The sequence below is a fragment of the Micromonospora sp. NPDC006766 genome, from assembly GCF_040636055.1.
Lineage (GTDB): Bacteria > Actinomycetota > Actinomycetes > Mycobacteriales > Micromonosporaceae > Micromonospora.
The window spans coordinates 18843-30955 of record NZ_JBEYIX010000040.1; the positions used below are offsets into that span (position 1 = coordinate 18843).

General features: G+C 69.7%; 12 protein-coding genes. 9 read left to right on the forward strand and 3 right to left on the reverse strand.

The window, feature by feature from the left end:
• The 4 genes from ABZ671_RS24810 (at nucleotide 1) to ABZ671_RS24825 (ending at nucleotide 5204) form a co-directional block, all read left to right on the forward strand.
• The gene (locus tag ABZ671_RS24810; RefSeq protein WP_357862316.1) at nucleotides 1-1110 is read left to right on the forward strand and encodes an SPFH domain-containing protein; all 1110 of its coding nucleotides are present in this window, start codon (nucleotides 1-3) and stop codon (nucleotides 1108-1110) included.
• 147 nt (nucleotides 1111-1257) lie between these two features.
• Nucleotides 1258-2079 (forward strand): hypothetical protein, encoded by an 822-nt coding sequence (locus ABZ671_RS24815; protein ID WP_357862318.1) that lies wholly within the window; start codon nucleotides 1258-1260, stop codon nucleotides 2077-2079.
• A 171-nt stretch (nucleotides 2080-2250) separates the two neighbouring features.
• On the forward strand, nucleotides 2251-4443 hold the full coding sequence (locus ABZ671_RS24820) for a transglycosylase domain-containing protein (RefSeq protein WP_357862320.1): 2193 nt from the start codon (nucleotides 2251-2253) through the stop codon (nucleotides 4441-4443).
• A 101-nt stretch (nucleotides 4444-4544) separates the two neighbouring features.
• The gene (locus ABZ671_RS24825; RefSeq protein WP_357862322.1) at nucleotides 4545-5204 is read left to right on the forward strand and encodes a dihydrofolate reductase family protein; all 660 of its coding nucleotides are present in this window, start codon (nucleotides 4545-4547) and stop codon (nucleotides 5202-5204) included.
• A 12-nt stretch (nucleotides 5205-5216) separates the two neighbouring features.
• On the opposite strand, the gene ABZ671_RS24830 is transcribed toward ABZ671_RS24825, so the two are convergent.
• Both ABZ671_RS24830 and ABZ671_RS24835 read right to left on the reverse strand, forming a co-directional pair.
• On the reverse strand, nucleotides 5217-5435 hold the full coding sequence (locus tag ABZ671_RS24830) for a flavin reductase (RefSeq protein WP_357862324.1): 219 nt from the start codon (nucleotides 5433-5435) through the stop codon (nucleotides 5217-5219).
• Nucleotides 5436-5461: 26 nt separating this feature from the next.
• The gene (locus ABZ671_RS24835) at nucleotides 5462-5782 is read right to left on the reverse strand and encodes a hypothetical protein (RefSeq protein WP_357862326.1); all 321 of its coding nucleotides are present in this window, start codon (nucleotides 5780-5782) and stop codon (nucleotides 5462-5464) included.
• 155 nt (nucleotides 5783-5937) lie between these two features.
• Here ABZ671_RS24835 and ABZ671_RS24840 point away from each other — a divergent pair, with 155 nt between their 5' ends.
• Nucleotides 5938-6735 carry a helix-turn-helix transcriptional regulator gene (locus ABZ671_RS24840; protein ID WP_357862328.1) on the forward strand — a complete coding sequence of 266 codons (798 nt, stop codon included), beginning with the start codon at nucleotides 5938-5940 and terminating at the stop codon, nucleotides 6733-6735.
• On the forward strand, nucleotides 6722-6907 hold the full coding sequence (locus tag ABZ671_RS24845; protein WP_357862329.1) for a DUF397 domain-containing protein: 186 nt from the start codon (nucleotides 6722-6724) through the stop codon (nucleotides 6905-6907). The genes ABZ671_RS24840 and ABZ671_RS24845 overlap by 14 nt, the downstream gene beginning before the upstream one ends.
• 27 nt (nucleotides 6908-6934) lie before the next feature.
• Here ABZ671_RS24845 and ABZ671_RS24850 read toward each other — a convergent pair whose 3' ends face one another.
• The gene (locus tag ABZ671_RS24850) at nucleotides 6935-9577 is read right to left on the reverse strand and encodes a tetratricopeptide repeat protein (protein ID WP_357862331.1); all 2643 of its coding nucleotides are present in this window, start codon (nucleotides 9575-9577) and stop codon (nucleotides 6935-6937) included.
• Between the two features lie 363 nt (nucleotides 9578-9940).
• On the opposite strand from ABZ671_RS24850, the gene ABZ671_RS24855 reads away from it, so the two are divergent.
• The 3 genes from ABZ671_RS24855 to ABZ671_RS24865 all read left to right on the forward strand — a co-directional run bounded on the left by ABZ671_RS24855 (nucleotide 9941) and on the right by ABZ671_RS24865 (nucleotide 12084).
• A complete protein-coding gene (locus tag ABZ671_RS24855) occupies nucleotides 9941-10480 on the forward strand; it encodes a S8 family serine peptidase (RefSeq protein WP_357862333.1) in 540 nt (179 codons plus the stop codon).
• 31 nt (nucleotides 10481-10511) lie between these two features.
• Nucleotides 10512-11153 carry a S8 family peptidase gene (locus ABZ671_RS24860; protein ID WP_357862335.1) on the forward strand — a complete coding sequence of 214 codons (642 nt, stop codon included), beginning with the start codon at nucleotides 10512-10514 and terminating at the stop codon, nucleotides 11151-11153.
• Nucleotides 11154-11232: 79 nt separating this feature from the next.
• On the forward strand, nucleotides 11233-12084 hold the full coding sequence (locus tag ABZ671_RS24865) for an RNA methyltransferase (RefSeq protein ID WP_357862337.1): 852 nt from the start codon (nucleotides 11233-11235) through the stop codon (nucleotides 12082-12084).
• Nucleotides 12085-12113 lie beyond the last annotated feature (29 nt).

Sequence of the window (12113 nt, forward strand, 5' to 3'; positions counted from 1 at the left end):
ATGGAGTTTGCAGCGATCCTGTTGATCGCGGTGGCGGTGATCGCCGTGGTGACGCTGGCCAAGGCGGTGCGGATCGTGCCTCAGCAGCGGCAGGACGTGGTCGAGCGGCTGGGTAGGTACAAGCGGACCCTCAACCCGGGGCTGAACCTGCTCGTGCCGTACGTCGACTCGGTGCGCACCAAGGTCGACATGCGCGAGCAGGTGGTCAGCTTCCCACCGCAGCCGGTGATCACCTCGGACAACCTGGTCGTCTCGATCGACACGGTCCTCTACTACAAGGTGGTCGACTCGGTCCGGGCCACCTACGAGATCTCCAACTTCATCCAGGCCATCGAGCAGCTCACCGTGACCACGCTGCGTAACGTGATCGGCTCGCTGGACCTGGAGCGGGCGCTGACCAGCCGCGAGGAAATCAACCGGCACCTGTCCGGCGTGCTGGACGAGACCACCGGCCGGTGGGGCATCAAGGTCACCCGGGTCGAGATCAAGGCGATCGAGCCGCCGCCGAGCATCCGCGACTCGATGGAGAAGCAGATGCGCGCCGAGCGGGACCGCCGTGCCGCGATCCTCAACGCCGAGGGCCTCAAGCAGTCGCAGATCCTCACCGCCGAGGGTGAGAAGCAGGCTGCCGTGCTGCGCGCCGACGGTGACCGGCAGGCCCGGATCCTGCAGGCGGAGGGCCAGGCCAAGGCGATCCGTACCGTCTTCGACGCGATCCACCAGGCCAACCCGAGCCAGAAGGTGCTCGCCTACCAATACCTGCAGGCGCTGCCGCAGATCGCCAACGGCTCGGCCAACAAGGTCTGGATCGTCCCGGCCGAGCTGACCAAGGCCCTGGAGGGGATGGGCGGCGCGCTGGGCGGGCTGGCCAACATGGTCGGCGACGTACCGTCGCCGGAGGTCAGCCAGGGCGCCGGCGACGTGGAGCGGGAGGCCGCCGAGGCGGCGCAGGCCGCCGCCAGCGCCGCCCAGGAGATCCACGACGAGGTACGCGTCGCCGAGGCGCAGACCACTGGCGGCAACGTCCCGCAGCAGAGCCTGCCGGCACCCGAGCCGGTGTCGCCGGAGAGCCTGGTCAACGACCCCTCGGACCAGCGCGAGCGGGGCTGAGCGGGGCCGCCCGACCCGGGCGGCAAAAGCGAGAAAGTCTCATGCGGCGCCCCGGTGCCTGCCACCATCGGTCTCAAGGACGGGTGGTGACCAGGACCGGGGCGCCGAGCGCGTCCCGCACCGCCCGCAGGCGGAGCGAGGTGACGCATGAAGGAGCCGGCGAAGAGCCTGTTCTCCAAGGAACTGTTCTCCCGGGAACCGGTCCCCGGCGCGCACGATCCCGCCGGACCGCTCGGCAGTCGGCGTACCGGGGGCGGGTTCGGAGTGCTGCCGTTTGTCTCCGAGCCAGGAGCGCCCGCGCCGGCCACCAACGCGAGCTGGGCCTGGTCCGTACGCCGGTTCGCCCGCGCGGCGGTCTGGCTGCTGCCCGCGTACGCGATTCTCTACGGCCTGGTGGCGATGGCCAGCAAGGGCGGGGTGGGCAACGACCCGTACCCGGCCGACGGCAGCCCGCTCTACCTGGTCGGCTGGGTCGCCGCGGTCTGGCTCGGGCTGCTCGCGCTGCTGGCCCTCACCGGTCTGCTCGCCGCCACCCGATGCCGGCGGATCGCCGCGACCGGCCTGCTGGTCAGCATCGCCGGCGTCGTGCTGATGCTGCCTTTCGCCGGGCTGGACGGGCAGGCGCCCGTCTTCGGCACCACCGCGCGCAGCCTCGTCCTGGTCGGCACCACCTGCTACACCATCGGGTGGTTATGCACCGGGTGGTCGGTGGCCCGCTCCGGGATGTTCTCCTACGGCGACGGAATCATGCTGATGATCGCCGCCCCGCTGCTCGGCCTCGGTGGTGCGTTGGTCGGTTCGTTACAGACCTTCGGTGCGATCTTCGCGCTGGTCGCCGGGCTCGGCATCGGCTACCGCTCCGGCCGCCTGGTCCCCGCCGCGATAGCCCGCGACGCCCTAACCGCCAGCACCCAATCCACCCCCACCCCACCCACCTCCACCCCACCCCCCGGCCCCGCAGGCCCGTGAGCTCTCGTTGATCATGAGGTTGGCGGCGGCCAGGGAGATCGACATCGCCGCCAACCTCATGATCAGCGGTGCGGGGGTGGGGAGGGACGGTGGCTGGGAGGGTGCCGTGAGGTAACTGACAGTTGGCTTGGGGAGTGGTCGGTTAGTGGTATTCGCGGCAATCTGGTACCCATGCCGTCTCACCGGTCGCCACTGTCGCGGCTTCTCACCGTGCTGCTCGCCGGCGTCCTCGCCGGGCTTGTCCTCGCGGTCGTCGCGCTGCCCGGCAACCTGGTCGGCGGGTTCGCCGCCAAGGCCGCCCTCGGGGCGTACGCGCAGCTGCCCGACGCGCTGCGCACCCCCGCCCAGCCCCAGCGCTCCTACCTCTACGCCAACGATGGCAAAACCCTGATCACGACGTTCTACGACGTCAACCGCACCGACGTGCCACTGGCGGAGATCGCGCCGGTGATGCGGCAGGCGATCGTGGCCGCCGAGGACCGCCGCTTCTACTCCCACGGCGGCGCCGACCTGCGCGGCCTCGTCCGCGCCCTGGTCGCCAACGTCACCGGCGGCGGCACCGAGCAGGGCGGATCCACGCTGACCATGCAGTACGTCCGCAACGTGCTCAAGACCGACCCCAACAGCACCCCGGAGGAGCGGCAGGCCGCCACCGAGCAGACCATCGGCCGCAAGCTCCAGGAGATCCGGTACGCGAACGCGCTGGAGAAGACCCTCAGCAAGGACGAGATCCTCAACCGCTACCTCAACATCGCGTACTTCGGTTCCGGGGCGTACGGCGTCGCCGCGGCCAGCCAGCGCTACTTCGGCAAGTCACCCGCCGACCTGACCCTGGCCGAGGCGACCCTGCTCGCCGGCCTGGTCCAGTCGCCCGACGCCTACAGCCCGATCGACGGCGACAAGGACCAGGCCCTCGCCCGCCGGACGTACGTGCTCGACTCGATGGTCGAGACCGGCGCGATCACCGCGCAGCAGGCCGCCGCCACCGAGGCGGAGCCGCTCACGCTGCACCCGACCGCCCAGCCCAACGGCTGCACCGCGACCGCCCAGGGGCACGACGACTGGGGCTACTTCTGCGACTACCTGCGCCAGTGGTGGCTGGAGCAGCCGGCCTTCGGGGACACCGAACAGGAGCGCGAGCAGGCGCTGCGCCGCGGCGGCTACACCGTCATCACCTCCCTGGACCCGAAGATCCAGCAGACCGCGCAGCAGCAGGCCACCGCCGTCTACGGGTACGACAACAAGCGCGCCCTGCCGATCGCCGCGGTCGAACCGGGCACCGGCCGGGTGCTCGCCATGGCCGTCAACCGGCACTACAGCCTGGCCGACAACCCGGCCGGGCAGGCCAACCGCCCGAACACCGTCAACCCGCTGATCTCCGGCGGCCCCAGCGTCGCCGGCTACCAGGCTGGCTCCACGTTCAAACTGTTCACCATGCTCGCCGCGCTGGAGGCCGGCAAGCCGCTTGCCACCGGCTTCGACGCCCCGGCCAAGCTGCCCACCCGTTACGCCTCGGACGACGAGGGAAACTGCGGCGGCAAGTGGTGCCCGGCCAACGCCAACCCGCAGTGGATGAACGGCTACCGGATGATGTGGGACGGCTTCGGCCGCTCCGTGAACACGTACTTCGTCTGGCTGGCCGAGCAGGTCGGCGAGGACAAGGTGGTGGAGATGGCGCAGCGGCTCGGCATCACCTTCCGGGCCGGGTCCGACGCCGCATTCGCCAAGAACAACGCGGCGAACTGGGGCTCGTTCACCCTGGGCGTCTCCGCCACCACCCCGCTCGACCTGGCCAACGCGTACGCGACCGTGGCGGCCGAGGGGACGTACTGCACACCGCTGCCGGTGATCTCGGTGACCGCCGCCAACGGCGAGAAGGTCGACGTGAGTCAGCCGTCCTGCAGGCGGGTCCTGGACCCCGATGTGGCCCGGGCCGCCACCGACGCGGCCCGCTGCCCGGTCGGGCAACAGTCGGCGTACGGGCAGTGCAACGGCGGCACCGCCACCGGGGTGAACGGGATCGTCGGCCGGCCAGTCGCCGGCAAGACCGGCAGCTCCGAACAGAACGCCACCGAGACGTTCGTCGGGTTCACCCCGCAGGTGGCCGTCGCCGGCATCGCGGCCAACCCCGACGACCCGACCGACCCGGTCGGCTCGGCGGTGCAGTCCAAGGTCGTCGACGCCGTCTCCCGGGTTATCCGTAAGGCGGTGGACGGCAAGCCGGTACAGGACTTCACCGCCCCGAGCCCCGAACTCGCCGGCGACCCCCAGCAGCCGCAGCCCACCCCCCAGTGGCAACAACAGCAGGACCAGAACCCGCCGTCGAACCTCCTCCGCTGGCTCCAGAACCGCAACCGCGGCTAACCAAAACCCAAAACCCCGCCCCCACCTCCTCCCGACGGTGATCATGGAGTTGTGGCAGTTGACAAAAGTGGCAAACAGTGTAATTTGGGCACCACAACTCCATGATCGACGGGGGCCTCGCCGAAGTGGTGGGGGTGTCGGCGGGCGGCTCCGACCTCTTGGTGAGCGCGCCCGCCGGGCGCGTCACCGAGCAGGAGGACATCATGCGCAAGCTCGTCTACTGGGTGCACCAGTCCGTCGACGGGTTCATCGAGGGCCCGAACGGCGAGTTCGACTGGCCGGCCATGGGGCTGGAGCTGTCCGCGTACTCCTTCGAGCTGTGCGACCGGGCCGACACCTTCCTCTACGGCCGCAAGGTGTGGGAGTTCATGTCCTCCTACTGGCCGCGCGTCGAGGAGAACTCCCAGGACCCGCACGACCTGAGGTTCGCCCCGGTCTGGCGGCGTACCCCGAAGATTGTCATCTCGCGGACCCTGAAGAGCGCCGAGTACGGCGCCCGGGTGATCGGCCGCGACCTGGCCACCGAGATGGCCGAGCTGAAGGCCCAGCCCGGCAAGGAACTGCTGCTCACCGGGGGTTCGGGGGCTGCTGCGGCGCTCACCGACCTGGGCCTGGTCGACGAGTACCAGGTGGTCGTGCACCCGGTGGTGCTCGGCGGCGGTCGGCCGGTCTTCCCCGGCAAGGACCGACTCGCCCTGCGGCTGGCGGAGACCCGCGCCTTCGACGGCCGCTCGGTGCTGCTGCGCTATACGCGGGCCTGACGGGGTGGTGCGTCAGCCCCGAGCCCGGGCCCAGCCGAGAAACCGGTCGGTCAGGTCCGGCGCCGGGTGCGAGTTGAGCTGGCCGAGCTGGTCGCGTGCCTCGGCCATGAGGATGCCAAGGTAGACCAACAGGGCGGTACGGTCGTGCCGGTACTCGACCAGCAGGGCGAGACGAGCCGGCTGGCACGGCCACTCCGCCGCGCAGTTGCGGCACCGCCAGAGCGGTCGCATGGCCACATGGGGTACGGGCCGCCGCGTCATCGCAACCGCAGGGCCACGGCCCGCGCCTCGTCGTCGGTCAGCGGTAGGAACCAGAGGAACCGCTGCACGATCTCCGGCGGGGTCGGGCCCTCCGGCCGACCCCGCAGGTCGGGGATCGCCGACCGCAGCAGGACGGACATCGTCGGAATCAGCGCCGCGCGGGACAGCCGCCGATCGGTGTACGCGCGGAACGGCGGGCAGGGCCAGGGGTCCGTGCAGGATTCGCAGACCCAGCGCGGGCGGTGACCGACGTGACCGCCGGTGACCCGCGGGTCGGTCAGGTCCAGCGCCGTCAGGGCTGCCCTCGGCGCGCTCATCGCTGCTGGCCTGTTTGGTGGGGTTTGCATAGGTGACAGTCTGCTGATGGCATCGCTACGCTCGGAAGGCATCGAGACTGGTCGCGCCGGTGGTCTGGCGGCCCGGTGCCGCACACGATGATGCTTGGTGATCATGCGGAATCCCTGGAGGAGCCTTGGAAGGTGAGCTGACCGTCGACCGGATTCGCATTCAGCTCCGGCGGGTGCGGGCGTTGGCCGGTTTGAATCAGGAGGAGTTCGGTCGGCGTACGAACTTCTCGGCGTCCACGGTCTCGGCGGTCGAGACGGGAACTCGTCCGATCGACCTGCCGTACGTCAAGCGGGTGGACGAGGTGCTGGACACCGGCGGGCTCTTCGAGTCGCTGCTCCGCACGGTCCAGCGCGACGGCCAGCCGTCGTGGTTCCGGCCCTGGCTGGAGGCGGAACGCGCCGCCAAGCAGCTCCGATACTTCAATCCCACGCTCGTCCCCGGTCTGTTCCAAACCGCGAACTACGCCCGCGCAGTGCTTCGCTTCGACGACACTCGACCGGAGGATGAGGTCGAGCAGCAGGTGACCGTCAGGCTGGAGCGCCAGGAACTCCTCTGCAGAAAGCATCCGCCGCAGGTCATCGCCGTTGTCGACGAGGCGGCCCTGCGCCGGACGGATGCGATCATGGCGGAGCAACTCGCGCATCTGCTGCGGATGGCCGAGCTGTCGCACGTGCACATCCACGTCATCCCCGCGAACGCTGGGCTGCACGTCGGGCTGTCCGGGCCACTGGCCTTGGCGAGATTGGCCGACGGAGGCTGGGTGGGACACCTGGAGAACCAGCTTGACGGCGTGATCACCGATGCTGAGGATGAAATGGCTACGCTTCTAACCAGGTGGGAGAGCGTGAGGGGCGTCGCCCTCCCGGAGGCGCTGTCGGTCGCCCTCATGAAGGAAGTCGAGAGCCAGCATGGACCTCAGTAAGGCTCAATGGAAGAAGTCCACCCGCAGCGGCACGAGCGGAGGCGACTGCGTCGAGGTAGCCGACAACCTGCCCGGCGTCGTCGCGGTCCGGGACAGCAAGGACCCGTCCGGCCCGGTGCTCGCCTTCGACCCGTCCGCCTGGCAGGCGTTCGTAGCGTCGGCCAAGCAGTAGTCCCGACGCAATCCCCGCCGAGGCCCTTCAGCGCGATGCTGAGGGGCCTTGCTCGTTGTCGGTGAGCTGCTTGAGGGTCTTCGCGGCTGCGTCCCGCAGCGGAACAAAGACATCCGGCTCGGTGGCGGCGAGTTCACCGAAGAGGCGCACCGCCTCGGCGGTCGCCTCGATCGCCTGTGGTGCTTCCTCGCGTGCGCCGAGCAGCACGGTCATCCATCCGAAGTTCCAAAGCGATCGGGCCAGGCTCGGCAGGTAAGCGTCGCGGTTGAGGTTGACCAGTTCTCGGTGCAGTTTGACGGCTTCGTTGGTGGTGGTGAGTGCTTCGGTTCGCCGGCCGGCGTCCGCCAACCGGATGGCGTGGATGTTCAGCGACCCTGCCAGGTCTGGTAGGTGGGCGTCGCGGTTGAGTTGCACCAGTTCCCGGTACAGTTTGACGGCTTCGTTGCTGGTGGTGAGTGCTTCGGTTCGCCGGCCGGCCTCCACCAACCAGACGGCGTGGTTGTGCAGCGATTGCGCGAGGTTTGGTAGGTGGGCGTCGCGGTTGAGGTCGACCAGTTCTCGGCGGAGTTTGACGGCTTCGTTGCTGGTGGTGAGTGCTTCGGTTCGCCGGCCGGCCTCCGCCAAGGCGCTGGCGTAATTGTTAAGCGAATGCGCGAGGTTTGGTAGGTGGGCGTCGCGGTTGAGGTCGACCAGTTCTCGGTGCAGTTTGACGGCTTCGTTGCTGGTGGTGAGTGCTTCGGTTCGCCGGCCGGCCTCCGCCAAGTCGCTGGCGTAATTGTTAAGCGACCCTGCCAGGTCTGGTAGGTGGGCGTCGCGGTTGAGGTCGACCAGTTCTCGGCGGAGTTTGACGGCTTCGTTGCTGGTGGTGAGTGCTTCGGTCTGCTGGCCGGCCTCCGCCAACCGGATGGCGTGGTTGTTCAGCGACCCTGCCAGGCGTGGTAGGTGGGCGTCGCGGTTGAGTTGCACCAGTTCCCGGTACAGGTTGACGGCTTCGTTGCTGGTGGTGAGTGCTTCGATTGTCCGGCCCGCCTCCGCCAACTGAACGGCGTGCCGCAAGCGCCAGAGTGCGCGGTGCGCGGTTGCATCGCTCGCGTCGGTGCTGGTGATCGCGGTGGTGAGCGCCAGCGCCAACCGGTTCAACTCCAACGACGGGTACGGCACCCGTTCTGCGAGGTCACGCAGCCACTGCAGGTCCTTTGGTGGCTGCTCGGTCAGCAGGGTGGCCATCCGGGCGGCGTAGCGGCCGGGGAACTGGACCGCCACCCGCACCACGGCCTCGGCCATCGTCGGCACGTCCGCAGCGAGCGCCTCACTGATGAATTCGTCCACTTCGGCGTGCCCGGCCGCGACCTGGTCGGACGCAGCTCGGCCCAGCACGGTCAACGCCTGCACCGCCTGCTCGATGGTGAGCCGGCGGAACAGCGCCTGCCGCTCCGGTGCGGTGTATCCGGCCAGCGCCTGCACCGCCAGGTGCTCGGCGAGCAGGTCCGGCTGGAGCGTGCCCAGCCGACCCGCCGCACCGTTGCCGTCGGCAGGGTAGAGACCGTAGAACCACCGTACCCATCGGACTGACCTGTCCGGCTTGGCCGGCACCGCGCGCTGGACCAGGCCAGCTACCCCCTGCTCGTCGTCGGCGCCGAACAACGCCGCCACCCCGACCACCCGAGCCAGCAACGCATCGGCCTCAACAACGTCGTCCGGCAGGTGCACCTGCTGCCGCTTGGCGCTGTCCCGCCAGTACCGCCGCTCGTGCCCCAGCACCTCGGCGATCGCATCTCCCCGGCCGTAGTCGTCGGCCGGGCCGCCCAGCACCGCCACCAGAGCCGCCGCGTGCAGGCGCAGCACCGGCGAGCCTTCCGGATACGTACGACCCGCGAGGTTCGGAACCGGCCGCCTCTTGAGTCGGCGCGCGAACACCTCCGCCGCGTGCGCCACCACCTCGCCCGGCGTCCGGGCGTCGATCTGCACAGCCAACGGCATCAGGTTGCGCCGGTCACCGGTCATCGCGTCCAACAGCGCCGCGTGGTCCCCGGCGGTGGCAGACAGCGACGTCCACCACGACCCGGCCGTACGGGCCAGCAGCAGCACCCGGACCCGGTCAGTGCGCCGCCGCGTCGCCGCCGCCAGCAACTGCGCCAAGCCGTCGGGTGCGCGTGCGTCGGCGTAGTCCACCACCAGCAGCAGCCGGCCCGGAGCGCCATCGGCCGTCGCCTTCTCGGCCGCCTCCCGCTCATGCCCCGGCCGAACCGGCACACACTGCCAACCCTGGCCCGTCAGCTCGTCCATCAGCTTCAGCGCCAGCCGGGTCTTGCCGTAGCCGCCGGGGGCGAAGACCAGCCGGACCGGTGACCCGCCACGGTCCGCGCACCATGCTGTCAACTGCCGACGCTCAGTGTCCCGGCCCCGGAACGGCACGACCTGCTCGCCTGGTTGCAGCAACCATGCCACCGACGGCGGCGGCACCGTGGCAACCGCGCCGAAGTCCACCCGCCGCCGGGACGCCGATAGCCGGTCGTACGCCGTCGGCGCGAATGCGCCCACCATCGCGGCCACCGCGCCAGCCAGCACGGCGGCGATCGGTTTGTCCTCCGTCACCCCGGCCCACGCCGCGGACGCGCCCACCACGAGGCCGCACAGGCCAGACAGCGCGCGGATCAACCACCTCGGCACGGGGGCACCGTACCGACCGTGAGCAAGTGGCAACAACCAACGGCCGTCCCACACTCAGCCTGATCCGCCACAGCTCGTTGGCGTCATCGACGAGGCGATCCTTCATCCGATGAGATACCGCGGCCTCATGGCACAGCAGAGCGAACACCTGGTGGTCAGCGCCGAGCGCCCGCAGCGAAGGCGTCAGGTCCGGTGGCAGCGAGTTCACTGTAGAGGTGTCAGCGCTCGGTCAGAGGCCTCATGCTTCATTGAAGCTTGTCTTCTCATTCGCCTGTCAATCAGGTTAACTTCCTCTTAACGTTCAACCGAACGGGTGATCGGAAGCCGGTGCCCCACAAGGGCGCGCAGAAGGGGGAAGTGCACATGGCTACTTCCGTACCTGCCAGGAGGTTCCTGGCAGCAGGGTTCGTCGCGGTGGTCTCGGCCGCCGCGGTCGGTGTTGGCGGGGCAGCGAGCGCCGCTCCAGCGGAGGGTACGGTCAGGGCCGCTACCGGGGCGTCGGTAGCGGGCAGCTACATCGTGGTGCTCAAGGACGGGGCGGGCGACCAGGCGGCCACTGTGGCCAGCGAGCACGGAGCGTCGGTGACCCACCGGTACCGCAGCGCGCTGCAGGGCTTCGCCGGCCACATGTCGGTGCGGCAGGCACGCCGGCTCGCCGCGGACCCGCGAGTGGCATACGTGCAGCAGGACGGTGTGTTCACCATCACCGCGACCCAGACCAACCCGCCGTCCTGGGGTCTGGACCGCATCGACCAGCGGAACCGGCCACTGAGCGGCTCCTACACCTACAACACGACGGCGAGCAACGTCAGGGCGTACGTCATCGACACGGGGCATCCGGGTCACGCACAGCGACCTCGGTGGCCGGGCGGTCTGGGGTACGAACACGAGTGGAGACGGTAACAACACCGACTGCAACGGCCACGGCACGCACGTGGCGGGCACCATCGGCGGCGCATCCTACGGGGTGGCCAAGAACGTGCAGCTCGTCGCCGTCAAGGTGCTCAACTGCAGTGGCAGCGGCACCACCGCCGGCGTCGTGGCCGGTGTCGACTGGGTGACCGCCCAGAAGAACAGCAACCCGAGCCAACCGATGGTGGCGAACATGTCGCTCGGCGGCGGTGCGGACACCACCCTGGACAACGCGGTGAAGAAGTCGATCGCAGCGGGCGTGACCTACGCGATCGCGGCAGGCAACGGCAACATCCTCGGCATCGCTCAGGACGCGTGCAAGTCGTCGCCGGCGCGGGTGCCCGAGGCGATCACAGTCTCGGCGACCGACAACACCGACAAGAAGGCGTCGTGGGCGAACTACGGCACCTGCGTCGACCTGTTCGCTCCGGGCGTGAACATCACGTCCTCCTGGAACTCCGACGACAGCAGCACCAACACGATCAGCGGCACGTCGATGGCGACGCCGCATGTGGCGGGTGCGGCCGCACTCTATCTGGCCAACAACCCGTCGGCGTCCCCGGCGACGGTGGCGGCGGCGATCAACAGCAACGCCACCACCAGTGTGGTTTCCTCGCCGGGCAGCGGCACCCCCAACCGCCTGCTCTACACGCTCAACTTCTGACCGAGACCTGGGTAAGCCGGCCGGCTTGGTCCACCGCTGATGGGGCAGGCCGGTCAGCATTGCGCAGCCGCGCCCACCGGTGCGTGGCGGGTCGGGGCCGGCCAGGCAGAATCGGCCGGTGCCCGTACACCTGATCACCGAGCCCGACGACGACCGGATCGCCGACTACCGTGCGCTGACCGACGTGGAGCTGCGTACCCGCTGGGAGCCCCCGCACGGCCTGTTCATCGCCGAGGGGGAGTTGGTGTTGCGGCGGGCGCTGCGGGCCGGCTACCCGGCCCGGTCGTACCTGGTCGACGCGAAGCGGGCCGACCAGCTCGCCGACCTGGACACCGGTGACGCCCCGGTCTACGCCGCCACCCCCGACGTGCTCCAGCGAGCCACCGGCTTCCACGTTCACCGGGGTGTGCTCGGCTCGTTCCACCGTAAGCCGCTGCTGACCGCCGCCGAGGTGCTGGCCGCCGCCCGCCGGGTGGTGATCCTGGAGGACGTCAACAACCACACCAATCTTGGCGCCATTTTCCGGGGTGCCGCCGCGCTCGGAATCGACGCGGTGCTGCTCTCGCCGACCTGCGCCGACCCGCTCTACCGGCGCAGCGTCCGGGTCAGCATGGGCGAGGTCTTCGCAGTGCCGTACGCCAAGCTCGAACGCTGGCCCGCGGGCTTGGACCAGGTACGGGAGGCGGGCTTCACCGTGCTCGCCATGACGCCGGCTCCGGACGCCGTACCGATGCAGCGGTTGACTCCGGCGCAGCGCGAGCGGGCGGCGCTGCTGCTGGGAGCCGAGGGCCCGGGCCTCACCGCGGCGGCCCAGTCCGCCAGTGACGTACGGGTGGTCATCCCGATGCGGCGCGGGGTGGACTCGTTGAACGTCGCCGCCGCTGCGGCGGTGGCGTTCTGGGAGTTGGGTCGCGACGACCCACCTGGGTAGTCGAGCATTCCGCTTGCATGATGATGCGG